The 24,424-nt window shown below is 58.4% G+C and carries 21 protein-coding genes; 17 read left to right on the top strand and 4 right to left on the bottom strand.

Features of this window, described 5'->3' with window-relative positions; translation table 11 throughout:
• Positions 1-724: 724 nt before the first annotated feature.
• The 10 genes from PSH79_RS23345 (at position 725) to PSH79_RS23390 (ending at position 14,454) form a co-directional block, all read left to right on the top strand.
• On the top strand, positions 725-2,128 hold the full coding sequence (locus PSH79_RS23345; protein WP_305439831.1) for a polynucleotide adenylyltransferase PcnB: 1,404 nt from the start codon (positions 725-727) through the stop codon (positions 2,126-2,128).
• Between the two features lie 3 nt (positions 2,129-2,131).
• A complete protein-coding gene (gene folK, locus PSH79_RS23350; RefSeq protein ID WP_305439832.1) occupies positions 2,132-2,617 on the top strand; it encodes a 2-amino-4-hydroxy-6-hydroxymethyldihydropteridine diphosphokinase in 486 nt (161 codons plus the stop codon).
• Between the two features lie 455 nt (positions 2,618-3,072).
• Positions 3,073-3,873, top strand: a complete 801-nt coding sequence (gene panB, locus PSH79_RS23355) for a 3-methyl-2-oxobutanoate hydroxymethyltransferase (RefSeq protein ID WP_305439834.1) — start codon at positions 3,073-3,075, stop codon at positions 3,871-3,873.
• A complete protein-coding gene (gene panC, locus PSH79_RS23360; RefSeq protein ID WP_305439835.1) occupies positions 3,870-4,730 on the top strand; it encodes a pantoate--beta-alanine ligase in 861 nt (286 codons plus the stop codon). The genes panB and panC overlap by 4 nt, the downstream gene beginning before the upstream one ends.
• A 385-nt stretch (positions 4,731-5,115) precedes the next feature.
• Positions 5,116-6,780: a glucose-6-phosphate isomerase gene (pgi, locus tag PSH79_RS23365; RefSeq protein WP_305439836.1), complete on the top strand. Its 1,665-nt coding sequence runs from the start codon at positions 5,116-5,118 to the stop codon at positions 6,778-6,780.
• A gap of 263 nt (positions 6,781-7,043) precedes the next feature.
• The gene (gene acs, locus PSH79_RS23370; RefSeq protein ID WP_305439837.1) at positions 7,044-8,981 is read left to right on the top strand and encodes an acetate--CoA ligase; all 1,938 of its coding nucleotides are present in this window, start codon (positions 7,044-7,046) and stop codon (positions 8,979-8,981) included.
• 51 nt (positions 8,982-9,032) lie between these two features.
• Complete coding sequence (locus PSH79_RS23375; protein ID WP_305439838.1) at positions 9,033-9,905, top strand: oxygenase MpaB family protein; 873 nt, start codon at positions 9,033-9,035, stop codon at positions 9,903-9,905.
• Positions 9,906-9,997: 92 nt separating this feature from the next.
• The gene (locus tag PSH79_RS23380) at positions 9,998-11,014 is read left to right on the top strand and encodes a class I SAM-dependent rRNA methyltransferase (RefSeq protein ID WP_305439839.1); all 1,017 of its coding nucleotides are present in this window, start codon (positions 9,998-10,000) and stop codon (positions 11,012-11,014) included.
• A gap of 192 nt (positions 11,015-11,206) precedes the next feature.
• Entirely contained in the window at positions 11,207-14,158 is a 2,952-nt protein-coding gene (locus PSH79_RS23385) for a DUF748 domain-containing protein (RefSeq protein ID WP_305439841.1), read from the top strand.
• Positions 14,158-14,454, top strand: a complete 297-nt coding sequence (locus PSH79_RS23390) for a DUF2845 domain-containing protein (RefSeq protein ID WP_305439842.1) — start codon at positions 14,158-14,160, stop codon at positions 14,452-14,454. Before PSH79_RS23385 ends, PSH79_RS23390 begins: the two co-directional genes overlap by 1 nt.
• A 226-nt stretch (positions 14,455-14,680) precedes the next feature.
• Here PSH79_RS23390 and PSH79_RS23395 read toward each other — a convergent pair whose 3' ends face one another.
• Positions 14,681-15,037, bottom strand: coding sequence for a BON domain-containing protein (locus tag PSH79_RS23395; RefSeq protein WP_103306538.1), 357 nt, complete (start codon positions 15,035-15,037; stop codon positions 14,681-14,683).
• A gap of 297 nt (positions 15,038-15,334) precedes the next feature.
• The gene (locus tag PSH79_RS23400) at positions 15,335-15,766 is read right to left on the bottom strand and encodes a pilin (protein WP_305439844.1); all 432 of its coding nucleotides are present in this window, start codon (positions 15,764-15,766) and stop codon (positions 15,335-15,337) included.
• Positions 15,767-15,992: 226 nt separating this feature from the next.
• Between PSH79_RS23400 and pilB the strand changes: the two genes are divergently transcribed.
• Genes pilB through yacG form a run of 5 tightly spaced genes read left to right on the top strand, consistent with a single transcriptional unit; the run spans position 15,993 to position 20,601 of the window.
• Positions 15,993-17,693: a type IV-A pilus assembly ATPase PilB gene (pilB, locus tag PSH79_RS23405; RefSeq protein ID WP_305439845.1), complete on the top strand. Its 1,701-nt coding sequence runs from the start codon at positions 15,993-15,995 to the stop codon at positions 17,691-17,693.
• Positions 17,694-17,695: 2 nt separating this feature from the next.
• Complete coding sequence (locus PSH79_RS23410; RefSeq protein ID WP_305439846.1) at positions 17,696-18,913, top strand: type II secretion system F family protein; 1,218 nt, start codon at positions 17,696-17,698, stop codon at positions 18,911-18,913.
• Position 18,914: 1 nt separating this feature from the next.
• A complete protein-coding gene (locus PSH79_RS23415) occupies positions 18,915-19,787 on the top strand; it encodes an A24 family peptidase (protein ID WP_305439847.1) in 873 nt (290 codons plus the stop codon).
• Entirely contained in the window at positions 19,784-20,407 is a 624-nt protein-coding gene (coaE, locus tag PSH79_RS23420) for a dephospho-CoA kinase (RefSeq protein WP_305439849.1), read from the top strand. The genes PSH79_RS23415 and coaE overlap by 4 nt, the downstream gene beginning before the upstream one ends.
• Complete coding sequence (yacG, locus tag PSH79_RS23425; protein WP_305439851.1) at positions 20,404-20,601, top strand: DNA gyrase inhibitor YacG; 198 nt, start codon at positions 20,404-20,406, stop codon at positions 20,599-20,601. The genes coaE and yacG overlap by 4 nt, the downstream gene beginning before the upstream one ends.
• A gap of 6 nt (positions 20,602-20,607) precedes the next feature.
• Here yacG and PSH79_RS23430 read toward each other — a convergent pair whose 3' ends face one another.
• Entirely contained in the window at positions 20,608-20,823 is a 216-nt protein-coding gene (locus PSH79_RS23430) for a hypothetical protein (protein WP_007959584.1), read from the bottom strand.
• Positions 20,824-20,888: 65 nt separating this feature from the next.
• Positions 20,889-21,578, bottom strand: a complete 690-nt coding sequence (locus PSH79_RS23435; protein ID WP_305439852.1) for an energy-coupling factor ABC transporter permease — start codon at positions 21,576-21,578, stop codon at positions 20,889-20,891.
• 246 nt (positions 21,579-21,824) lie between these two features.
• Here PSH79_RS23435 and PSH79_RS23440 point away from each other — a divergent pair, with 246 nt between their 5' ends.
• Both PSH79_RS23440 and PSH79_RS23445 read left to right on the top strand, forming a co-directional pair.
• Complete coding sequence (locus PSH79_RS23440) at positions 21,825-23,279, top strand: TrkH family potassium uptake protein (protein ID WP_305439854.1); 1,455 nt, start codon at positions 21,825-21,827, stop codon at positions 23,277-23,279.
• A 104-nt stretch (positions 23,280-23,383) separates the two neighbouring features.
• On the top strand, positions 23,384-24,379 hold the full coding sequence (locus tag PSH79_RS23445) for a TRAP transporter substrate-binding protein (protein ID WP_305439856.1): 996 nt from the start codon (positions 23,384-23,386) through the stop codon (positions 24,377-24,379).
• Positions 24,380-24,424: the final 45 nt, after the last annotated feature.

Consider the following 24,424-nt stretch of genomic DNA (forward strand, 5'->3'; position numbering starts at 1 on the left):
GAGTGTGCGGGTAACGCATGAAGCGGTGAAAAAACTGTTACCTCAGTCTTTTCACGTAACAGAAGCCGGGGTTATCGGTAACGAAACCTCGGCTTTTTTTCGCCCCTCAAAAACGGTTATATCGACCTAACCCCTTGTTTTATTGGGTTTCGCAAAAGTTGGCACGCCCCCTGCTATATGTTTGGTACAAGAACAATAACAAGCAATGCACAAGACAATAAAAATAAGACGAATCGACTCACGCACAATAAAAACAAGACGGCGAGAGGCGCAGCTAACTGATTCTTTTGGAGAGGCGTTGTATTTGGGGCTTGCCCCACGACCAGGCCGAGAACAACAAAAACTGTCCTAAGACAGAGCCTGTACTGGTTGGATCGAGAGATCACTGCAATTCAGCGACCAAAGCAATCCGTTTGCTCTTGGCTCCCGATTGGGAGGGTCATGAAGGAAAAGCTTCATGACGAGGGCACTCAACAAAAACAAGAAGCCCGAATCAATAATAAAAAGAGCACGCAACTACTTCTTGGGGAGCTTCGGCTCCCCTTGTAGTTTCTCCCTCCCGGCAAAATCCCCCACATTTTCAAGGCTCGAGACGCCTGTAGCCCGCGGCTTGCAGCGTAAAACGGCTGCGTCCTACACCATCCCCCGACTAAATGCTAGAATCTGCGCCCATCATGCGGTCATTCTTTGGTATGGCCGAACATTCCTTCAAACAGTGCATCCCATGCTGAAGAAGTTGTTCCAGTCATTCCGAACTCCCGTGCGTCGTACGCAACACATCCGTAGCACCCCTGAAGTGCTCAACAGCGGTCAACACTCGCTGCAGAAAACGCAATTCAGCCGCTACGCGGTCAATATCGTCGAACGCTTGCAGGGCGCCGGTTACCAAGCCTATCTGGTAGGCGGTTGCGTGCGTGACATGCTGTTGGGCATCACGCCCAAGGATTTCGACGTTGCCACCAGCGCCACCCCTGAGCAAGTCCGTGCCGAATTCCGCAATGCGCGAATCATCGGACGGCGCTTCAAACTGGTGCATATCCACTTCGGTCGCGAAATCATCGAAGTCGCGACATTCCGCGCCAATCACCCGGTCAACGAAGACGACGAGGACAGCAACCAGTCTTCGCGTAACGAAAGCGGGCGGATTCTGCGCGACAACGTCTACGGCACCCTGGAAGAAGACGCGCAGCGCCGCGACTTCACCATCAACGCCCTGTATTACGATCCGGTCAGCGAGCGCATTCTCGATTACGCCAATGGCGTACACGACATCCGCAATCACCTGATTCGTCTGATCGGCGACCCCAAGCAACGCTACCAGGAAGACCCGGTGCGCATGCTGCGGGCCGTGCGTTTTGCCGCCAAGCTCAATTTCGGCATCGAGAAGCATACCGTTCAGCCGATCCGCGAATTGGCGCCGATGCTGCGCGAGATCCCGTCGGCACGCCTGTTCGAAGAAGTGCTCAAGCTGTTCCTTTCGGGGCATGGCGCGATCACCTTCGAAATGCTGGTCGATCTGCAGCTGTTCGCTCCGCTGTTCCCGGCCAGTGCCGACGCACTGGAATACAACCCGGAATACACCCACACGCTGATCAGTGAAGCGCTGACCAACACAGATCTGCGGATCAAGCAGAACAAACCGGTCACCCCGGCGTTCCTGTTTGCCGCCATGCTCTGGCCTGCCCTGCCGGCCCGTGTACTGCGTCTGCAAGAACGTGGCATGCCGCCGATTCCGGCGATGCAGGAAGCCGCTCACGAGCTGATTGCCGAACAGTGCCAGCGCATCGCGATTCCGAAGCGCTTCACCATGCCGATCCGCGAAATCTGGGACATGCAGGAACGCCTGCCTCGTCGCAGCGGCAAACGTGCCGATCTGTTGCTCGACAACCCACGTTTCCGCGCCGGTTACGATTTCCTGCTGCTGCGTGAAAGCGCTGGCGAGGAGACTGACGGTCTGGGCGAATGGTGGACCGATTATCAGGATGCCAACGACAGCGAACGTCGCGACATGATCCGTGATCTGAGCGGCAAAGGTGATGACGCCAGCGGTGCTCCGCGCAAGCGTCGCCGCAGCAGCGGTTCCAAGCGCAAGCGCACCGCCGGTGCTCCGAGCGCATCGGGCGAGTAAGGCATGGAACGTATCTACATCGGCATGGGCAGCAATTTGGCTGCCCCCGCCGAACAGTTGCGCAGCGCCATTGAGGCGCTGGGGCAATTGCCACAGACCACACTCGCAGGCGTTTCAGCCTTCTACCAAAGCGACTCGTTGCTGCCGGGCCAACCGCGTTACACCAATGCGGTTGCAGCGGTTGACAGCGATCTTGCGCCGCTGGATTTGCTGGATGCCTTGCAAGCCATCGAGAATGATCAAGGCCGTGAACGCCTGGAACGCTGGGGGCCGCGGACGCTGGATTTGGATATTCTGCTGTTCGGTGATCTGCTGATCGACGAACCACGGCTGAAAGTCCCGCATTATCAAATTCAGGAACGTGCGTTCGTCCTCTATCCCCTCGCCGAGCTAGCGCCTGAAGAACTGCGTCTGGCCGATGGCCGCACGCTCACCGAGCTGCTGGCCGCCTGCCCGTTCGTCGGCCTGGAACGCCTCCCTCACGCCTGACACCCATTCCCCTTGGGTGCAGGCTTTTGTGGTGAGGGGATTTATCCCCGATCGGCTGCGCAGCCGTCGCAAAACCGGCAAATGCGCTGTGACTGACTAATGCGTACTACCATTTTGGGGCCGCGTCGCAGCCATCGGGGATAAATCCCCTCGCCACAAAAGCGATGTTCCGTATTCGTTTTTTGTCGGACAAAAGAGCCTCGATTCAGCCCCGCCGCCGCGCTGAATCGCATCAGTAACGCCGGTAACACTCCCCTCGTAACAACGCGGTAACACACGCAATTGACTTCCTAGGTTCTCCTCACGACTATAGGCGTCCCGCTGCCGCCAACCCGGCACATACGGGCGCAATCCAGGCCTTATAAGCACGACAAAAGAGCGTGCGCCTGAGTAGATGAAGAATCACGCGCGTTACTCGCAGTAGTTTCCAGAGCGCCTGAACGAGGATTTTTTACATGCCAGCCATCACCCTGACCACGCTCCAGAGCCTCAAGCAGAAAGGTGAAAAGATCACCATGCTGACCTGCTATGACGCGACCTTCGCCCACGCCTGCAACGAGGCCGGTGTCGAAGTGCTGCTGGTGGGCGACTCCCTCGGTATGGTCCTGCAAGGTCATGACAGCACATTGCCGGTGACCACCGCGGAAATGGCCTACCACACCGCTTGCGTCAAACGCGGCAACACCGACGCCCTGATCCTGGCCGACTTGCCATTCATGGCCAACGCCACCCTCGAACAAACCATGACCAACAGCGCCATGCTGATGCAGGCCGGCGCGCACATGATCAAGGTCGAAGGTGCGCTGTGGCTGGCCGAATCGATCCGTTTGCTCGCCGAACGCGGTGTGCCGGTCTGCGCGCACATGGGTCTGACCCCGCAAGCGGTGAACATTCTCGGCGGCTATAAAGTGCAGGGCCGCAACGAGAACCAGGCGCGACAGATGCGTGCCGACGCGATCTCGCTGGAACAGGCCGGTGCTTCGATGCTGCTGCTCGAATGCGTGCCCAGCGAACTGGCTGCGGAAATCAGCCAGGCGGTGAAGATTCCGGTCATCGGCATCGGCGCCGGTAGTGATACCGACGGCCAGGTGCTGGTGCTGCACGACATGCTCGGCCTGTCGATCACCGGCCGCGTGCCGAAGTTCGTGAAGAACTTCATGCAGGGTCAGGACAGCATCCAGTCCGCACTGAAGGCCTACGTCAACGAAGTCAAAGGCGTTACTTTCCCTGGGATCGAACACGGATTCTCTGCATGAACACCGTAAAAACCGTACGTGAACTGCGCGCCGCCGTAGCCCGCGCGCGTAGCGAAGGCAAGCGCATCGGCTTCGTGCCGACCATGGGCAACCTGCACAGCGGCCACGTGGCGCTGGTCACCAAGGCCACCCAACGGGTCGACTTCGTGGTTGCCAGTATTTTCGTCAACCCGCTGCAATTCGGCGCCGGCGAAGACCTCGACAAGTATCCGCGCACCCTGGCGGCGGATCAGGAAAAGCTGTTGGAAGCTGGCTGTTCGCTTCTGTTCGCGCCGACCGTTGAGGAAATGTACCCCGACGGCATGGCCGGACAGACCCGGGTCAGCGTGCCGCACCTCTCCGAAGGTCTGTGCGGCGCCAGCCGTCCGGGGCACTTCGAAGGCGTGGCGACGGTGGTCAGCAAACTGTTCAACATGGTTCAGCCGGATCTGGCGATTTTCGGCCAGAAGGATTTCCAGCAACTGGCGGTGATCCGCGCACTGGTGCATGACCTGAACATGCCGATCCAGATCATCGGCGAGCCGACCGTGCGTGCCGCCGATGGCCTTGCGCTGTCGTCGCGCAACGGTTTCCTCAGCGAAGAACAACGTGCCGTAGCGCCGGTGGTCTATCGCACCCTGAGCACGATTGCCGAGTCGATCAGACAAGGTGAACGGGATTTCCCGGCGCTGATCAGCGCACAGTTGCAACAGCTGGAAGCCGCTGGCCTGCGCCCCGATTACCTGGAGATTCGCCATGCCCTGACCTTGCGTCCAGCGGTGGCTGAAGATCGCGACCTGGTGATTCTCGTGGCGGCGTTTCTGGGCACCACGCGGCTGATCGATAACCTGCACCTGAATCTCGATACGCCTCTCTAAAAACACAGCCCCCCTTGTAGGAGTGAGCCTGCTCACGATGAGGACCTGACATTCAGCATCACTGTTGAACGTCAGTCCGCTATCGCGAGCAGGCTCACTCCTACAGTGTTTTCGGCGTTGCGAAGATTGCATTTCAAGATTATTGCCGCGCTTAAACCCTTCGCGTATTGCGTTCACCCTCCGTTTGTCGGCCAATTTCCGTTATCAATGTTAAAAAAGTACAGGGATCGGGTCAGACAAAGTCAAGACAGAACGCAGCGCGAGGTTTACTGTATTCGCCCTGTGTCCAAAAACCGTGTCGACGCAGTTGGCCCACGCCCAACCATGGCGTGCTGGCCTGTTCCGAGTTCAAAAGGCCGTTCAAGTAAAAAGGAAAACCGCAGCGATGGCGTACTACCGCACTCCTCACGACGTTACCGCTCTGCCTGCCTGGCAAGCGTTGAAAGACCACCGCCAAGCCATGCAGGATTTCAGCATGCGCGAAGCCTTCAACGCCGATCCGCAGCGCTTTAATCAGTTCACCCTCAGCAGCTGCGGACTGTTTCTCGACTATTCGAAGAATTTGATCAACGCCGAGACCCGCAATCTGTTGGTGGGTCTGGCCAATGAAGTCGATCTGAAGGGCGCGATCAAAGCGCTGTTCGACGGTGAAATCGTCAACTCGTCCGAAGGCCGCCCGGCACTGCACACCGCCCTGCGCCGCCCGGTGGGCGACAAGTTGTCGGTCAACGGCGTCAATGTGATGCCGGAAGTCCACAAGGTTCTGAACCAGATCACCGATCTGGTCGGCCGCATCCACGACGGTCTGTGGCGCGGTTACACCGAGAAGCCGATCACCGACGTGGTCAACATCGGCATCGGTGGCTCGTTCCTCGGCCCTGAATTGGTCTCCGAAGCGTTGCTGTCCTACGCGCAGAAAGGCGTGCGTTGCCACTATCTGGCGAACATCGACGGCAGCGAGTTCCACGAGCTGACGCAAAAGCTGCGCGCCGAAACCACGCTGTTCATCGTTTCGTCGAAGTCGTTCAACACCCTCGAAACCCTGAAAAATGCTCAGGCCGCTCGCGCCTGGTACCTGGCTCAGGGCGGTTCGGAAGCCGAGCTGTATCGCCACTTCATCGCCGTATCGAGCAACAACGCCGCCGCCATTGCGTTCGGTATTCGTGAAGAAAACATCTTCCCGATGTGGGACTGGGTCGGCGGCCGCTACTCGCTGTGGTCGGCCATCGGTTTGCCGATCGCCCTGGCCATCGGCATGTCCAACTTCAAGGAACTGCTGTCCGGTGCCTACACCATGGACCAGCATTTCCAGACCGCACCCTTCGAACAGAACATGCCAGTGCTGCTGGCGCTGCTCGGCGTGTGGTACGGCAACTTCTGGGGCGCGCAAAGCCACGCGATCCTGCCGTACGACCATTACCTGCGCAACATCACCAAGCACTTGCAGCAACTGGACATGGAATCCAACGGCAAGAGCGTGCGTCAGGACGGCACTGCGGTGTCGACTGACACGGGGCCGGTGATCTGGGGCGGCGTCGGCTGTAACGGTCAGCACGCTTACCACCAGTTGTTGCATCAAGGCACCCAACTGATTCCGGCCGACTTCATCGTGCCGATCGTCAGCTTCAACCCGGTGTCCGACCACCACCAGTGGCTGTACGCCAACTGCCTGTCGCAGAGCCAGGCGCTGATGCTCGGCAAGACCCTGCCGGAGGCCGAAGCCGAACTGCGCGAGAAGGGTGTGAGCGAGGAAGACGTGCGCAAAATTGCACCGCACAAGGTGATTCCGGGCAACCGTCCGAGCAACACCCTTGTGGTCGAACGCATCAGCCCGCGTCGTCTCGGCGCGCTGGTTGCCATGTATGAGCACAAAGTGTTCGTGCAAAGCGTGGTCTGGGGCATCAACGCCTTCGACCAGTGGGGCGTGGAACTGGGCAAGGAACTGGGCAAAGGCGTTTACAACCGTCTGGTCGGCAGCGATGAAACGACCGCTGACGATCCTTCCACCCAAGGCCTGATCAACTACTTCCGCGGTCGTCACCGCGGTTGATTGGATGGCTCGGCCCACAGGCTTTGGCTCAACCCAAATCCAGTGGGCACAGAGATCCCTTGTAGGAGTGAGCCTGCTCGCGATAGCGGTGTGTCGTTCAGCATTGATGTTGAATGACCCAGCGCTATCGCGAGCAGGCTCACTCCTACAGTTGTTTGTGTGTGTTCGACATCAGGTTCAGCCAGCAGATTTCTGATCCGACTTGAACCCTTTCATCCCTCGGCGCATCTTTATTCTTCGCACAACAAGAATAAGGAACCGTCATGTTCGATATCAGCACGTTCCCCAAAGCCGATGCCGTCCGCCGGGCTGCTCAGTTGAGTCAGGACGACTACCGACGCCTGTACCGCGAATCCATTGAACACCCCAGCGCTTTCTGGGCCGAACAGGCCACCCGCTTCCTTGACTGGAGCACTCCGTGGCAGACCGTTCAGCGCTATGACCTGAAAACCGGTGAAGCCTCCTGGTTTGCCGGCGGCCAACTGAACGTCAGTTACAACTGCATCGACCGCCATCTAGAACAGCGCGGCGATCAGACCGCCCTGCTCTGGGAAGGCGACGACCCTGCGGAGTCGGCGCAAATCACTTATAAAAAACTTCATCACCACGTCTGCCGGCTTGCCAACGTGCTGAAAAACCGTGGTGTGAAGAAAGGCGACCGGGTGTGCATCTACATGCCGATGATCCCCGAAGCAGCCTACGCCATGCTCGCCTGCGCGAGGATCGGCGCGATTCATTCAGTGGTGTTTGGCGGCTTTTCCCCTGAGTCACTGCGCGACCGCATTCTCGATGCCGATTGCCGCACCGTGATTACCGCCGACGAAGGCGTGCGCGGCGGCAAATTCGTGCCGCTGAAACAGAACGTCGATAAAGCCCTGCAAAATTGCCCGGCTGTCAGCACCGTCGTCGTCGTCGAACGCACCCAAGGCAATGTGGACTGGGTCGAGGGCCGCGATCTCTGGTATCACCAGGCTGTGCGCGATGTCAGCGACGACTGCCCGCCAGAGCCGATGGACGCCGAAGATCCGCTGTTCATCCTTTACACCTCGGGCAGCACAGGCAAACCCAAAGGCGTGCTGCACACAACTGGCGGCTACTTGCTGCAAGCGGCGATGACCTTCAAGTACGTGCTCGACTACCGCGACGGTGAAGTGTTCTGGTGTACCGCCGACGTCGGCTGGGTCACCGGTCACAGCTACATCGTCTATGGCCCGCTGGCCAATGGCGCGACCACGTTGATGTTCGAAGGCGTGCCGAGTTATCCAAACAGTTCGCGCTTCTGGCAGGTGATCGACAAACACAAGGTCAACATCTTCTACACCGCTCCCACCGCCCTGCGCGCGTTGATGCGTGAAGGTGCCGAACCGCTGAAGGAAACTTCGCGCCAGAGCCTCAGATTACTCGGCAGCGTGGGTGAGCCAATCAACCCGGAAGCGTGGGAATGGTATTTCAATGTGGTCGGCGAACAGCGCTGCCCCATCGTCGATACCTGGTGGCAGACCGAAACCGGCGGCATCATGCTCAGCCCGTTGGTCAGTGCGCAGCGGATCAAACCAGGCTGCGCCACACAGCCGATGTTCGGCGTGCAACCGGTGCTGCTCGATGAGCAGGGCAAGGAAATCAAAGGCGCCGGCAGCGGCGTGCTCGCCATCAAATCGAGTTGGCCGGCGCAGATCCGCAGTGTCTATGGCGACCCGCAGCGGATGGTCGACACCTATTTCAAACCCTACCCCGGCTATTACTTCACCGGTGACGGAGCCCGTCGCGACGAGGACGGCGACTACTGGATCACCGGGCGTATCGACGACGTGATCAACGTCTCCGGCCACCGTATCGGCACCGCCGAAGTGGAAAGCGCGCTGGTGCTGCACGACAGCATCGCCGAGGCCGCGGTTGTCGGTTATCCCCACGACGTCAAAGGCCAGGGCATCTACGCCTTTGTCACCCCCATGAATGGCACCGAGCCCAATGACGATCTGAAGAAAGAGCTGCTGGCCCACGTCAGCAAGGAAATCGGCAGCTTCGCCAAACCGGACCTGATTCAGTGGGCGCCGGCCTTGCCGAAAACCCGCTCAGGCAAGATCATGCGCCGCATTCTGCGCAAGATCGCCTGTAACGAACTCGACAGCCTCGGCGACACCTCGACCCTGGCCGACCCGAGCGTGGTGCAAGGCCTGATCGACAAGCGCCTCAATCAGTAACATCCCGGGCGCGATCAACCGGTCGCGCCCGCCCTTCGACAATGAGTGGTCATGGAATTCATCCGCAGCCGTATCGAAACCCAACTCATGAGCCTGACCGGGTTATCTCTTGGTCAGCTCGACCTGGAAAACCCCAAGGGCGATCCCGGCCTGTTCGGCCCCGACTCGATCTGTTGGCAGGTGCACGGTGACTTCAGCAGCATGTTGATCGGCGGTATCAGTGCATTGTTGCTGCAAGCGCTGCATCCACTGGCGCTGGCCGGGGTCTGGGATCACTCGAACTTTCGCCAGGACATGCTCGGGCGATTGCGCCGTACCAGCCAGTTCGTGTCCGGCACCACCTTCGGCTCGCGGCGAGACGCCGAATGGCTGATCGAAAAAGTACGCACCATACACTTGCAAGTGGTCGGCACTGCGCCGGACGGCCGAGCATATGCGGCCAGCGATCCGGATCTGCTGACATGGGTGCATGTGGCGGAAGTCAGCAACTTCCTCGCCGCGCATTTGCGTTATCGCAATCCGCAGTTGTCGCCAGCGGATCAGGATCGTTATTACGCGGAAATCGCCGTGGTCGCCGAACGCCTGGGCGCCCGCGACGTGCCGAAGTCACGGCAAGCTGTGGCGGATTATCTGCAACGCATGCGCCCGCAATTACTGTGCGATGAGCGCAGCCGTGAAGTCCTGCGTCTATTGCTCGACGCTCCGGCCCCCAGCCTGTTGGCCCGCCCCTTTGGCGACCTGATGATGAAGGCCGGTATCGACCTGCTGCCGGACTGGGCCAGCGACATGCTCGATGTGCGGCAGAGTTCGCTGCAACGGCAACTGATCCGCGCCAGCGTCAGGCGCAGCGCGCCGATGCTGCGTTGGGCGATGCGTAATGGGTCGGTGCAACGGGCCAAGCGGCGGATGGGCCTGCTCACCTGACCTGCACACAGGTAATCGGTAATGCCTCAGGGCATCGGTAGCAGCACAATGCTAAACTCCCGCGCCCCAATTCTCACCAGCAAGGCGCACGCATGTCTTCCTTGAATCAGGCGCTGCGCGCCGCCCTCGACCAACGCCAGGACCTGCTCGCCGAGCTGCATAGCCAAGGCACCGACTGCTATCGGCTGTTCCACGGCAGCCAGGAAGGTGCTGGCGGCCTGACCATCGACCGCTACGGCCCGCAACTGCTGGTGCAGAGTTTTCACCAGACGCTGGAGCGTGACGATCTGCTGCAACTGCACGCCATGGTCAACCAGACGTTGGGCTTCGACACCCTGCTGGTTTACAACGACCGCTCCCGCGGCAACTCGCGTATCGACCGCGAAGACAGCGTCTATAAAGCCGACGCCGCCGCGCTGGCCGATCTGGTCGGTCACGAGTGGGGCCTGAACTACCGCGTTCGCGGGCGCCATGCCGGGCAGGATCCATTGCTGTTCCTCGACCTGCGCAACACCCGCGGCTGGGTCATGGATCACGCCCAGGGCAAAAGCGTGCTCAACCTGTTCGCCTACACCTGCGGCGTTGGCCTCAGCGCCGCGGCCGGTGGTGCGCGTGAGGTGTGCAATCTGGATTTTGCCGAAGGTAACCTCGCGGTCGGACGCGAAAATGGCCTGCTCAATCCGCAATTGCCCGAAATGGAATTTATCCAGTCTGATTACTTCCCGGCGATTCGCCAACTCGCCGGCCTGCCGATCAGCCAGCGGCGCGGGCAGAAGCTGCCGAGCTATCAGCGCCTCGAACAACGCCAATACGACCTGGTGCTGCTTGATCCGCCAGCCTGGGCCAAGAGTGCATTCGGTACCGTCGACCTGCTGCGCGATTATCAGAGCCTGCTCAAACCGGCCCTGCTGACCACTGCCGACAACGGCGTGCTGATCTGCTGCAACAACCTGGCGAAAGTCAACATGGACGACTGGCGTGAGCAGGTGTTGCGCTGCGCCGAGAAGGCCGGGCGACCGGTGCGCGAGTGGAGCGTGATGACGCCGGGCGCAGACTTCCCGTCAATGGACCAGCAGCCACCTCTGAAAACCCTGATCCTCCAGCTCTGATCGTAATCCGCTGTAGGAACTGCCGAAGGCTGCGATCTTTTGACTTTGATTTCTTGAAAAACAAGATCAAAAGATCGCAGCCTTCGGCAGCTCCTACAAAGATCGCAGACAAATCTGAACAATCCTGTCCCACGCCATGTACTTCGGAACCAGAATCGCGTGCCATACTCCAAGGCACTCCGATTCAGACAGATGAAGCCGCACATGCCCAAAGGATTGATTCGCGCGATTGGCGCCCTGTTGACCGCTCTGGCCCTCTACAGCCTGCTGGGGTTTCTGATTTTGCCGGGCATCGCCCTGCGCGTGGCTAACCAGCAACTGGCCAACTACGCCACGGTGCCTGCACATATCCAGCGCATCGAACTCAATCCGTTCAGTCTTGAAGTCACCCTTTGGGGCCTGGTCATCGGTGAACCGGGCAAGGAACAGGTCGGTTTCGAACGCCTTTACGCCAACCTGCAACTCGACAGCCTGTGGACAAAAGCGCTGCACCTGTCCGATATCGAGCTGGAAAAATCCAAGACCGAAATCCTTTTTGCCAAAGATGGCAAACTCAACCTGCTGGGCCTGTTCAAGCTCCCGGCCAGCGAACCGACCCCGGCCGACCCGAATGCCAAACCGTTCCCGCTGCGCATCGACCGCATCAAACTGGCGGGTGGCACCCTGCATTTCGAGGATGCGCGCCCTAGCGAGCCGATCGAGTTCCTCTACGACAAACTCGACTTCGAACTGAAGAACCTCAGCACCCTGCCCGAAGACAGCGCCGACATGACATTGGTCGCCGTCGGCCCTGCCGGTGGGCAGATCGACTGGAAAGGCAACTTCAGCCTGATTCCAATTGCTTCCGAAGGGACGCTGAAAATCACTGACGGCCAGATGAAATCCTTCTGGCCTTATGTGCGTGACGCGGTGCCACTGGTGCTGGAAAACGGCGTGGTCAGTCTCAGCACCGACTACAAGCTCAACCTGTCGAAAGAAACCGAACTGCTGTTGAACAACGTCGCGGTCAGCATCGCGCCGTTCGCCATCAAGGCACCGGACGGGCGCCCACTGGCGAAACTGGAACGTCTCGACATCAGCGAAACCACCGTGGACCTGGCCAAACAGCAAGTGGTGGTCGGCAAGATTCGCAGCAACAAACTGGAAACCTGGGCTGCCCTTGAAGCCGACGGTCAACTGGACTGGCAGAAACTGTTCGCCAGCCAACCGTCGAAGCCCGCCGCCAAAGCCGCCGCCGAACCGGTCAGTACGCCGGCCGCAGCCGACTCACCCAAGGCTGAATCCACGGCCCCGAGCAAGCCATGGCAGGTGCTGCTCAAAGATGTGCAACTGCGCAATTACCAAGTGCATCTTGCTGACCGTTCGGCCAATCCACCGGTGGCGCTGGATGTCGGCCCGCTGAATGCCGATCTGCAGGACTTCGACAGCCTCAACGGCTCGCCCTTCAAGGTCAAACTCGATTCCGGGCTGGGCAAGCAAGGAAAGATCATGGCCGACGGCGTGGTCAACCTCGCGCCCGTTACCGCCCAACTCAATGTGAAAACCCAGGACATAGACCTGCGCGTCGCGCAGTCCTACATCAATCCGTTCATTCGTCTCGAACTGCGCAGCGGCATGCTTGGCAGTGACCTCAAGGTCAATCTCAAGAGCACCGCCCCGCTGGCGCTCAGCGTGACCGGCCGGGCTCAGGTCGATCAACTGCACACCCTCGACACCCTGAAAACCCGCGACTTCCTCAAGTGGCAACAAGTGGTGGTGGAAGGCCTGAACTATCAGCACGGCGACAGCCTGTCGATCGACAAGGTCAACCTGTTCCAGCCGTATGTGCGCTTCATGATCAACGATGACCGCACGACCAACATCGACGATCTGCTGATCCCGCAGCCTGCCGACAGCGGCACAAAACCGGCTGCCGCCACAACGGCCAGCAAAGACAAACCGCTGGGCATCCACATCGGCGGCATCGCGATCAATGACGGTTCGGCCAACTTCGCCGACTTCAGCCTGACCCCGAACTTCGCCACCGCCGTCCAGCAACTCAACGGCCAGATCGGCACCATCGACAGTCGACAGGTGAAACCGGCCACCGTCGATATCAAGGGCAAGGTTGACCGCTATGCGCCAGTGACGATCAAGGGCGCGGTCAATCCGTTCGACCCGATGGCCAGCCTCGATATCACCACCAGTTTCAAACGTGTCGAGCTGACCACGCTGACGCCCTACTCCGGCAAATTCGCCGGTTACCGCATCCGCAAGGGCCGACTCAACCTCGACCTGCATTACCTGATCACCAAAGGCCAGTTGAAAGCCGAGAACAAAGTGGTGGTCGAGCAACTGCAACTGGGCGAAAAAGTCGACAGCCCGGACGCCGTGAGCCTGCCGCTGAAACTGGCGATTGCCTTGCTCAAGGACGTCGACGGCAAGATCTCCATCGAACTGCCGGTGACGGGCGACTTGAACAACCCGCAGTTCAGCGTGATGCCGATTGTCTGGCAGACCCTGCGCAACCTGATCGTCAAAGCCGCTGCCGCGCCTTTCAAAATGATTGGCGGACTTGTCAGTGGTGGCGGTTCCGAAGATCTCGGCACAGTGTCATTCGCACCCGGGTCCAGCGAGTTGAACAAGGATGCCGAGAGTGCGCTGATCAAGCTATCCCAGGCACTCAAGGAACGTCCGGCCCTACGCCTGGAAATCGAGGGCGCCGCCGCAAAAAGCAGCGACGGTCCATTGCTCGCCGAGCAGCGCCTGGAACGTGAATACCAGTACAACTACTACAAGATGCTCCAGCGCCGTGGCGATAAAGTCCCGGCTCAGGCTTCCTTGATCGAAGTGCCGGACAGCGAGAAAGGCCCACTGCTCGAAGGCATCTATCGCACTCGCCTGAAAACTCAGCCGCCGGCTGAATGGAAGGATCTGGGCAAGGAAGAACGCACAGCGAAAATGCGCGAAGGCGTGATCAATTTCTGGAGCGGCAGCGATGTGTTGCTGCGCCAGTTGGGCCAGGATCGCGCCAGCAGCATCAAGGATTATCTGGTGGATAAAGGTCAACTGGCTGACGAGCGCGTGTACTTCATCGACACCAATCTGGGCGAGGCTGAAAGCGATGGTCGGGTGGTGACGCAAATGCATCTGGATGCCGAGTGATGAAGCGCAGATGGCTGGCCGTGATGACTCTGACACTCGTTGTTGGCCAAGCCTCGGCGTCGGATACGTTGCGTTGCGGCAGCCAACTGATCAGCCTTGGCGACCGCGCAAGCGAAGTACTGCACAAGTGTGGTGAGCCGGTCAGTCGCGATGCGCTGGGTTACAAGCGTAGCGCCAATCGCCGCGAAGAGTTTCAGGTCGAGGAATGGACCTACGGCCCGAGCAACGGCATGTATCAATACTTGCGCTTTGAAGGCAATCGCCTGCGCCAGATCAACAGCAAACGCGGCAACTGAAAATCAAAAGATCGCAGCCTTCGGCAGCTCCTACAGGAAACCAATGTAGGAGCTGCCGAAGGCTGCGATCTTTTTGCCTTGTGAAATAGAACAGGCCCCGACACAAGTGCCGGGGCCTGTAATGGTCACATCCGTATGACCGGTCGCATGAACTCTAAAGTTGCGGCAGACGTATTGCTCGGCCCGTCTGTCGCACCTTCTCCCGGTCCAGGCGAGAAGTCATGCCTTACTCGGCTTTCAGGCCGTCAGCGGAGACCGCTTTGACGCCTTTGATTTTCTTGGTGATGGCCACTGCGGTAGCTTTCTGAGCGTCGGTTACAGCTACGGTCGACGACAGGGATACAACACCTTTGTTGGTTTCTACTTTGATATCGGTGCCTGGAATGCCTTTTTCGGTAACCAGGTCGCTTTTCACTTTGGTAGTGATCCAGGTATCGGAAGTAGCTTCTTTAGCCTTGGTGACTTCACCGGCAGCCAGAGTCATTGGAGCCTGGGTAGCCTGTGTGGATTGGGCGAATGCACCCGAAGCCATGGTCAGGGTCAGCGCGGTAGCAGCAGCGGCAGTGATAGCGAACTTCTTCATACGAGTAACTCCTGTTTTTCTGGAAAGTCTGCTGGATGTCTTGTCAGCAGGGTTACTGGAGATATTGCGAACGCTGTGCCAACTTTTTCTTCGGTAAAATATCCTTATAAATCAATTGCTTACCAATAAAGCAAATTTTCGGATTCATGCAAATTGCATGACTTTGCGAAAATTCACATGCAAGTTGCGGTTTTTTGAAAAGTTCCTAAGGTGCTGAAATTATTGAAGCTTTTGAGAACCACTGCGCAATGAAAAATGCCCCGCATTGGCGGGGCATTTTTCAGAAATGGCCTGACATTATGTACCGCTGGCAGTGCAGCCTTTTGGCGAGTAGTCCGGTGCAACGGTAGTGCCGCAAGTCCATACGCCCGCACCGGTGCCGGAGGAGCGCGTGAGTGTGATGGTTTTATCCAGCACTGGACCTGGCGCGTTTTTAATCGTGCAGACGATTGTCCCCGCACCGGTGGACGCGGTGCCCGACGCAGTGACGGCGCAATTGGAGGTTGTGACGGTCGCTGCGCCCGCAACTAATGTCAGTGTCGGATCAGTCCCTTGGTTGATGGTGTCCTCGAAAGGTACTTTCATCGCGCTGATTTCAGCCAGCCCCGCCGTCACCTTGGACCGCGCCTGATATTTCGAATACTGCGGCAGGGCGATAGTCGCCAGAATCCCGATGATTGCCACAACGATCAGCAGCTCGATCAGAGTAAAGCCTTGTTGTTTTTTCATAGACACGCTCCATGCATGAGTCGAATTCTCATGATCTGAGAAGGACTGAGCATAGCCCATGCCAAGCGCTTCAACGCCCTGCACACTAGGCAGTAACTGCGCACGACGCAGCTTCCTACAGCCTGTAACCGCACTATCTGACACTTTTTGTCACCTGCACCGGCCATGTTTGGCGCTGTCACTTGACTAGGCTATAAGTCATGAACTGCAAGCGTGCGGAATCCCCATGAATGACATCGCTCTGAGCGGTCTGGCCAAGCAATTGGTGCAGGCCGAACTGCTTACGGAAAAAAGTGCCCAGCAGGCCTGGCAACAGGCCCAGCGCAATCGACAGTCACTGGTCAGTTATCTGGTGCAGAACAAACTGGTGAAGAGCTGGCAGGTGGCCGAGATCGCCTCGGAGCACTTCGGCATGGCGTTCCTCGACCTCAATTGTCTGGACAAGGAAACCCAGCCCAAAGGCCTGGTCAGCGAAAAACTGGTGCGCCAGCACCACGCCCTGCCCTTGTGGCGACGCGGCAACAAACTGTTCGTGGGGATTTCCGACCCGAGCAATCATCAGGCGATCAACGACATTCAGTTCAGCACCGGACTGAGCACCGAAGCCATTCTGGTAGAGGACGACAAGCTTACCGAGGCCATCGAAAAATTCTTCGACACCCATGCCAGCGGTCTCGAAGACATGGCCGACGTCGATCTCGACGGCCTCGATGTCGAAGCCATCGATGACAACAAACAGGACGCCATCGGCGGACTCGATGCCGACGATGCGCCGGTGGTGCGTTTCGTTCACAAGATGCTGCTGGACGCGATCAAGAGCGGCTCCTCCGACCTGCATTTCGAGCCTTACGAAAAGAACTACCGCGTGCGGGTGCGCACCGACGGCATTTTGCGCGAGGTAGCCAAACCGCCCATCCAACTGGCCGGGCGAATTGCCGCACGCCTGAAAGTCATGGCCAGCCTCGACATCTCGGAACGGCGCAAACCGCAGGACGGGCGAATCAAGATGCGCCTGTCGAAGAGCAAGTCGATCGACTTCCGGGTCAACACCCTGCCGACCTTGTGGGGCGAAAAAGTGGTGATCCGGATTCTCGACCCGTCCAGCGCGCAGATCGGCATCGATGCGCTCGGTTACGAGCCGGCGCAGAAAGATCTGTACATGGCCGCACTCAAGCAGCCTCAAGGCATGATTCTGGTCACCGGCCCCACCGGCTCGGGTAAAACCGTGTCGCTGTACACCGGGCTGAATATCCTCAACACCGTGGACATCAACATCTCCACCGCCGAAGATCCGGTTGAGATCAACATGGAAGGCATCAACCAGGTCAACGTCAATCCGAAACAGGGACTCGATTTCGCCCAGGCCCTGCGCTCGTTCCTGCGTCAGGACCCGGACGTGATCATGGTCGGCGAGATCCGCGATCTGGAAACCGCCGAGATCGCGATCAAGGCTGCGCAGACCGGGCACTTGGTGCTCTCGACCCTGCACACCAACAGCGCGGCAGAAACCCTCACCCGCCTCCACAACATGGGCATCCCCGGCTTCAACATCGCCACCTCGGTCAGCCTGATCATCGCCCAGCGACTGGCACGCAAGTTGTGCAGCCATTGCAAGAAAGCCATCGAGATCCCCCGCGAAACCCTGATCAAGGAAGGCTTCCCCGAGGATCGCATCGGCAGTTTCACGATCTACGAGCCGGTCGGTTGCGATCACTGCAACGGCGGCTACAAGGGACGCGTGGGGATTTATGAAGTGGTGAAGAACACACCAGACCTGCAACGGCTGATCATGGCCGAGGGCAATTCGCTGGAAATCGACATTCAGATGCGCCGTGACGGTTTCGACGACCTGCGCACTTCCGGTCTGCATAAAGCCATGCAAGGCATCACCAGCCTGGAAGAAATCAACCGGGTCACCAAGGACTGAATATGGCGGTCAAGGCAGCGAAAATCAGCGTCTACGCCTGGGAAGGTACGGACAAGAAAGGCAGCAAACTCAGTGGTGAGTTGAGCGGTCTTAATCCGGCCTTGATCAAGGCTCAACTACGCAAACAGGGGATCAGTCCGGGCAAGGTGCGCAAAAAATCCGCATCGATTCTGAGTTTCGGCAAACGCATCAAGGTCCGGGACATCGCGCTGTTTACCCGGCAAATGGCAACCATGATGAAGGCCGGAGTGCCGCTGTTGCAGTCGTTCGACATCATCGGCGAGGGCTTCGAAAACCCGGCCATGCGCAAACTGGTGGACGAGGTGAAACAGGAGGTCGCCGCCGGTAACAGTTTCGCCAATGCCCTGCGCAAAAAGCCGCAATATTTCGACGAGTTGTATTGCAACCTGGTGGATGCCGGCGAACAGTCCGGCGCGCTTGATACGTTGCTGGAACGGGTCGCGACCTACAAGGAAAAGAGCGAGAGCCTCAAGGCCAAGATCAAGAAGGCCATGACCTACCCCACCGCCGTGGTGCTGGTGGCCGCCGTAGTGACAGGGATTCTGCTGGTGAAAGTGGTGCCGCAGTTCCAGTCGGTGTTTTCCGGATTCGGCGCCGAACTGCCGGGCTTTACCCTGATGGTGATCAGCCTCTCGGAATTCATGCAGCAATGGTGGTGGGCAATACTCATCTTTCTGGTAGTGGCATTCTTCGGTATTCGACATGCGCTGAAAACTTCCCAGGCTTTGCGCGACCGTCGCGACACCTGGCTGCTGAAACTACCGTTGGTGGGAACTTTGATGTACAAGTCCGCCGTAGCGCGATTTGCCCGAACCCTGTCGACTACCTTCGCTGCCGGGGTGCCCCTGGTCGAAGCGCTGGATTCGGTGGCAGGGGCCGCTGGCAACGTCGTGTTCAAACGCGCGATTCTGCGGATTCGCCAGGACGTTTCCACCGGCATGCAACTGAATTTTTCGATGCGCACCACCGGGGTGTTTCCCAACATGGCGGTGCAAATGACCGCGATCGGCGAAGAATCCGGCGCGCTGGACGAAATGCTCGCCAAAGTTGCAGGATTTTACGAGGACGAAGTGGATAACATGGTCGACAACCTCACCAGCCTCATGGAGCCGTTCATCATGGTGGTCTTGGGGGTGATCGTCGGTGGTCTGGTGGTGGCCATGTACCTGCCGATCTTCCAACTCGGCTCAGCGATCTGACATGCCTATCGACGAACTGTTTACCCTGTATCCATTGGCCTTTGTCTTTTCTGCACTGTCGCTTGGGCTGGTTGTCGGCAGCTTTCTCAATGTGCTGATCTGGCGTCTGCCGAAAATGCTCGAGCGCGATTGGCGCCAGCAGGCCCTGGACGTACTTGGCCTTCCCGGCGAAACGCCGCTGCCGACCTACAACCTGATGCTGCCCCACTCCGAGTGCCCGCACTGTGCGCATCGAATCCGCGCCTGGGAAAACATTCCGTTACTCAGTTATCTGTGTCTGCGCGGACGTTGTTCCGCATGTGCCGCGCCGATCAGCAAACGCTATCCGCTGACGGAACTGGCCTGCGGCCTGCTCTCGGCATTCATTGCCTGGCACCTGGGATTCGGCTGGCCGGCGTGTCTGTTGATCGTCCTCACCTGGGGCTTGCTGGCAATGAGTCTGATCGACGCAGAGCACCAATTGCTGCCCGATGTGCTGGTGCTGCCCTTGTTATGGCTGGGGCTGATCGTCAATAGTTTCGGGTTGTTCGTGCCGTTGCACGATGCACTGTGGGGTGCGGTGGCCGGTTATCTGGCGCTGTGGTCGGTGTTCTGGCTGTTCAAACTGCTGACCGGCAAGGACGGTATCGGCCACGGTGATTTCAAGCTGCTGGCGCTGCTCGGCGCCTGGGGTGGCTGGCAGATTTTGCCGCTGACGATCCTGCTGTCATCGCTGATGGGCGCGATCATCGGAGTGATTTTGCTGCGCCTGCGCGACCAGGAAACCTCGACGCCAATCCCGTTTGGCCCCTATCTGGCAATTGCCGGCTGGATTGCCTTGCTCTGGGGTGGTCAAATAACCGACTTCTATTGGCAGTTTGTCGGTTTGAAATGAATACCCCTGTGGAAAAACCCTGGATTCTCGGCCTGACCGGCGGCATCGGCAGCGGCAAAAGCGCGGCGGCCCAGCACTTCATCGATCTCGGCATCCATGTGGTCGACGCCGATCACGCGGCGCGCTGGGTGGTCGAACCGGGGCGTCCGGCGCTGGAGAAAATTGCCGAACACTTCGGCGCTGGCGTGTTACAAGCGGACGGAACGCTGGATCGCACCGCCCTGCGCAAACTGATTTTTGAGGTTCCGGAGGAACGCCGCTGGCTCGAAGCCCTGCTGCATCCATTGATCGCCGAGGAAATCGCGCATCATCTGGCGCTGGCAAAATCGCCTTACGCGATTCTGGTTTCACCGCTGCTGATCGAATCCGGGCAGTACGCGATGACCCAAAGAATTCTGGTGATCGACGCCCCGCAACAACTGCAGATCGAACGCACTTTGCAGCGTGACCAGACCAGCGAACAGCAGGTGCAGGCGATCCTCAAGGCCCAGTCGAGCCGCGAAGATCGTGTGAGCCGTGCCGACGACGTGGTGGTCAACGACCGCGACCTCGCCTGGCTGCACAGCGAAGTCGAGCGTCTGCATCACTTTTACCTGACTTTATCCGGAGGCCATTCATGAGCCCTACAACCGTCGCTTGCCCAACTTGTGGCGCCCCCGTGGAATTCACCCCCGAAAACAAGTTTCGGCCGTTCTGCTCCGATCGCTGCAAACTGATCGACCTCGGCGCCTGGGCATCGGAAGATCACAAGATCCCGGTCGCACCAGATGCCGAAGATGAACTGTTTTCCGGCGATTTCGACCCGCGTCACTGATCCCGCTCAAGGACGCATGAAGCCGTAGTCCTGATCGTCGTCGAGGTTTTCCGCCAGAAAGCGCAACTCGTCGGCCAGGTCTTCGGCATTGCGCACAGCCTTGCTCTGCTGCACCACCGCACTGAGCAAGGCGCGCAGGCTCAAGCCCGGATCGAACCCCACCTCCTGCGCCATCTCCAGACTCTGCCGGGTCTCCTGCCTCGCCCACTCGTAAACACTCATGCTGCTGCTCCTGAAGGGATTTGCGCGAGCATGAAAGGGCGCGCCTGTGGCAGGTTTGATTTGGATCAAGACTTGGGATCGTCGTCCTTCCACGGCGCCGAAAGGTAACGCGTGCGATTGAAGGTCTCCAGCCATTCAGGGCTGAACACCACCAGCGCGCTGATCACCACACCGTTGATGAATGCCTCGGGGAAAATGATCAACCACAGGTAGCCGACGAAGTCTTCCAGCCACTCCGGCATGGCAAAGAGGCCGTCGTACCAGAGCAGCGTCAGGCTCAGCAGCAGGCACAGCAACGCCGACAACGCCGCCGCGAGAAACCCGGAGCAAAAGATGTACACGAACGGATTGCGCGGCTGGGCGCGCTCAACGAGGATCGCCACACATTCGGTGATCAACACCGGCAGCAGAATGAACAAGGCGCCGTTGACCCCAAGCGCCGCGAGATCCTGACGCCCGAGCAGCACTAGGCCGACCTGTGCCACCAACCCGCCGACAATCGCCAGCGGCCAGTCCAGCAGCAACGTCACCGCCGTCATGCCGATGAAGTGATAAGACACCCCGGTATCGAAATCCCGGCGCACCAGCCACAACAGAAACAACGCGAATACAGTACCGAACAACAAGTGTTGACGGCGGATGTCGCTGAACAACTCGACCCAAGGTGTGCGAAAGATCGCCCAGACCAGCACCGGCAGATAAATCAGCCATCCGAGCGTCAGGCTTGTGGATGACAGCAGTTCGGCGCCGATCATAGATGAGCCTTCGCTGACGCCTGGGGCCACGCCAGCCGAAGATCGAGCAGCAACACTGATATATTTTTCACGCGGATCTCCCGTCGAGACAGATCTCAGTCTATACCGCCGTTTGCGACTCGCCGTGTCACGCTTCTGCGCGTGGCGTGCAGTAAATACGGAGGAAAGAAAAAGTTACGAAAACTTTACGGGACGAGACAACAGGCCCGCCGATACTGCGCGGCGCTAACAAAACAGGCGTTATCTATGTCCATTGCGGTAGTACGGCTCATCAGCTTCATTCTGGGAGTTATTCTGATCACGCTGGCGGTGAGCATGCTGATACCGATGCTGACGCTGGTGATCCATGATCGCAAAGATGATATGTCGGCCTTCCTCTGGTCGAGCTTGATCACAGCGCTGTGCGGGCTGCTGATGATTAACAAGGGTCGCCCTGAGAACGTTCAATTGCGTCCTCGCGATATGTACATGCTGACGACCGCCAGTTGGGTGGTTGTGTGCATATTCGCCGCATTGCCCATGGTGCTTATCCAGCACATCAGCTACACCGATGCGTTTTTTGAAACGATGTCAGGCATCACCACGACTGGATCGACCATCCTCACCGGGCTGGACACGGCATCTCCAGGATTGCTGATCTGGCGATCGATGCTGCATTGGCTGGGCGGGATCGGCTTCATCGGCATGGCCGTGGCTATCCTGCCATTACTGCGGGTCGGGGGCATGCGGCTATTCAAGACCGAATCATCCGACTGGTCGGAAAAGGTCACGCCGCGCTCCCATGTCGCCGCCAAATACATTCTGGGGCTTTATATCGGGCTTACCGGTCTTGCCACGCTGGCCCTGTGGATAGCAGGGATGACGCCGTTCGAAGCCATCAACCATTCAATGTCATTGATTTCCACGGGAGGGTTTTCGACCTCCGATGCCTCGCTGGCACATTGGACGCAACCGTCCATTCATTGGGTGGCGGTCGCTATCATGATTCTGGGCAGCCTCCCTTTCACGCTGTATGTGAGCACGCTTCGCGGCAATAAACGGGCCTTGTTCAAAGATCATCAGGTACGCGGGTTCATTGGCTTTTTGCTCATTACCTGGGTGCTGGTCGGCACCTGGTTGTGCTTGCACAGCGAGTACGGCTGGTGGGAAGCGTTTCGGATCGTGGCGGTCAACGTGACATCGGTGGTCACGACGACCGGCGTCGCACTGGGGGATTACACGTTATGGGGCAGTTTTGCCGTATTGCTGTTCTTCTATCTGACCTTTGTCGGAGGCTGCTCCGGTTCCACCGCTGGCGGTCTGAAAATATTCCGCTTTCAAGTGGCTGGCACACTGCTGATGGGCAGTCTGAATCAATTAATCCACCCTCGCGCCGTGATCCGAAAAAAATACAACAAACACCCCATTGACGAGGACATCGCCCGTTCGCTGCTGACGTTTTCATTCTTTTTCACCATCACTATCGGGGCGATCGCAATGGGGTTGGCGCTCATCGGCCTGGACTGGACAACTGCATTGAGTGGCGCGGCTACCGCCGTATGCAATGTCGGGCCTGGCGTTGGCTCGATCATTGGCCCGGCGGGAAATTTTTCCACACTGCCCGATGCTGCCAAATGGCTGCTGACTGTCGGCATGCTTTTGGGAAGACTGGAGATCCTCACCGTTCTGGTGCTGCTCACACCGGTTTTCTGGAAATACTAGTCTCGCCAACCAATTGAGATTTATTGCCTAGACTCCTCTTGTCCACCGTGCAAACGCTTTTCAGCCATGAACCGCACGAGAACTAAAACAAGAGGAACATCTCAATGCTTAAATCATTGCGCAACGCGGTCATCTGCGCACTCGCGCTGAGCGTATCGGGCCTGGCGCTGGCGGCCGATCCAATCGTTATCAAGTTTTCCCATGTAGTCGCCGAGCAAACGCCCAAAGGCCAGGGCGCCCTGCTATTCAAGAAACTCGTCGAAGAACGTCTGAAGGACAAGGTCAAGGTTGAGGTCTACCCGAACTCTTCGCTGTTTGGCGACGGCAAGGAAATGGAGGCACTGCTGTTGGGCGATGTGCAACTCATTGCACCGTCGCTGGCAAAGTTCGAACAATACACACCGAAATTGCAGCTATTCGACTTGCCGTTCCTGTTCAACGACATCTCGGCTGTCGACCGTTTCCAGCGCAGCCCTCAAGGCCAGGAACTGCTCAAGTCGATGGAAAGCAAGAACATCACAGGCCTGGCTTATTGGCACAACGGCATGAAGCAGCTGTCCGCCAACAAGAAGCTGGTTGTACCGGGCGACGCCCGGGGTCTGAAATTCCGTGTACAGGCGTCGGCGGTATTGGATGAACAATTCAAAGCCGTGAAAGCCAACCCGCGCAAGTTGAGCTTCGCCGAGGTGTATCAGAGCTTGCAGACCGGTGTCGTGAATGGCGCGGAAAACCCTTACTCGAACATTTTCAGTCAGAAAATGCACGAGGTGCAGAAGTTCATCACTGAATCCGACCATGGCCTGCTCGACTACATGCTGATCACCAACACCAAGTTCTGGAATGGCCTGCCGCCGGATGTGAGAACCGAACTGGACAAAATAATTGTCGAGGTTACCGCCCAGGTGAACAAAGACGCTGAGAAGCTCAACCAGGACGCCAAACAGCATATCGTCGACGCCAAAACCACTGAAATCATCCTGCTGACTCCGGAACAACGTGGCGAGTGGCGTGAAAAAATGAAACCGGTCTGGGCGAAGTTCGAAGGTGCTATCGGCGCCGACCTGATCAAAGCCGCCGACGCCTCAAACCAGGCTCAGTAAATCTGCCCGCATGTGCCGCCTCAAAAGGGCGGCACCTGTTTCATA

The organism is Pseudomonas sp. FP2196, from assembly GCF_030687715.1.
In the GTDB taxonomy this organism is placed as follows: domain Bacteria; phylum Pseudomonadota; class Gammaproteobacteria; order Pseudomonadales; family Pseudomonadaceae; genus Aquipseudomonas.

What these genes read in the sequence shown, in the direction of transcription:
- PSH79_RS23385 (WP_305439841.1), top strand. Translation starts at nt 11,207, where the DNA reads ATGAAGCCGCACATGCCCAAAGGATTGATTCGCGCGATTGGCGCCCTG.
- folK (WP_305439832.1), top strand. Translation starts at nt 2,132, where the DNA reads ATGGAACGTATCTACATCGGCATGGGCAGCAATTTGGCTGCCCCCGCC.
- acs (WP_305439837.1), top strand. Translation starts at nt 7,044, where the DNA reads ATGTTCGATATCAGCACGTTCCCCAAAGCCGATGCCGTCCGCCGGGCT.
- PSH79_RS23415 (WP_305439847.1), top strand. Translation starts at nt 18,915, where the DNA reads ATGCCTATCGACGAACTGTTTACCCTGTATCCATTGGCCTTTGTCTTT.
- coaE (WP_305439849.1), top strand. Translation starts at nt 19,784, where the DNA reads ATGAATACCCCTGTGGAAAAACCCTGGATTCTCGGCCTGACCGGCGGC.
- pilB (WP_305439845.1), top strand. Translation starts at nt 15,993, where the DNA reads ATGAATGACATCGCTCTGAGCGGTCTGGCCAAGCAATTGGTGCAGGCC.
- PSH79_RS23445 (WP_305439856.1), top strand. Translation starts at nt 23,384, where the DNA reads ATGCTTAAATCATTGCGCAACGCGGTCATCTGCGCACTCGCGCTGAGC.
- PSH79_RS23410 (WP_305439846.1), top strand. Translation starts at nt 17,696, where the DNA reads ATGGCGGTCAAGGCAGCGAAAATCAGCGTCTACGCCTGGGAAGGTACG.
- PSH79_RS23380 (WP_305439839.1), top strand. Translation starts at nt 9,998, where the DNA reads ATGTCTTCCTTGAATCAGGCGCTGCGCGCCGCCCTCGACCAACGCCAG.
- PSH79_RS23345 (WP_305439831.1), top strand. Translation starts at nt 725, where the DNA reads ATGCTGAAGAAGTTGTTCCAGTCATTCCGAACTCCCGTGCGTCGTACG.
- PSH79_RS23435 (WP_305439852.1), bottom strand. Translation starts at nt 21,578, where the DNA reads ATGATCGGCGCCGAACTGCTGTCATCCACAAGCCTGACGCTCGGATGG.
- yacG (WP_305439851.1), top strand. Translation starts at nt 20,404, where the DNA reads ATGAGCCCTACAACCGTCGCTTGCCCAACTTGTGGCGCCCCCGTGGAA.
- pgi (WP_305439836.1), top strand. Translation starts at nt 5,116, where the DNA reads ATGGCGTACTACCGCACTCCTCACGACGTTACCGCTCTGCCTGCCTGG.
- PSH79_RS23440 (WP_305439854.1), top strand. Translation starts at nt 21,825, where the DNA reads ATGTCCATTGCGGTAGTACGGCTCATCAGCTTCATTCTGGGAGTTATT.
- panB (WP_305439834.1), top strand. Translation starts at nt 3,073, where the DNA reads ATGCCAGCCATCACCCTGACCACGCTCCAGAGCCTCAAGCAGAAAGGT.
- PSH79_RS23375 (WP_305439838.1), top strand. Translation starts at nt 9,033, where the DNA reads ATGGAATTCATCCGCAGCCGTATCGAAACCCAACTCATGAGCCTGACC.
- PSH79_RS23430 (WP_007959584.1), bottom strand. Translation starts at nt 20,823, where the DNA reads ATGAGTGTTTACGAGTGGGCGAGGCAGGAGACCCGGCAGAGTCTGGAG.
- PSH79_RS23390 (WP_305439842.1), top strand. Translation starts at nt 14,158, where the DNA reads ATGAAGCGCAGATGGCTGGCCGTGATGACTCTGACACTCGTTGTTGGC.
- panC (WP_305439835.1), top strand. Translation starts at nt 3,870, where the DNA reads ATGAACACCGTAAAAACCGTACGTGAACTGCGCGCCGCCGTAGCCCGC.
- PSH79_RS23395 (WP_103306538.1), bottom strand. Translation starts at nt 15,037, where the DNA reads ATGAAGAAGTTCGCTATCACTGCCGCTGCTGCTACCGCGCTGACCCTG.
- PSH79_RS23400 (WP_305439844.1), bottom strand. Translation starts at nt 15,766, where the DNA reads ATGAAAAAACAACAAGGCTTTACTCTGATCGAGCTGCTGATCGTTGTG.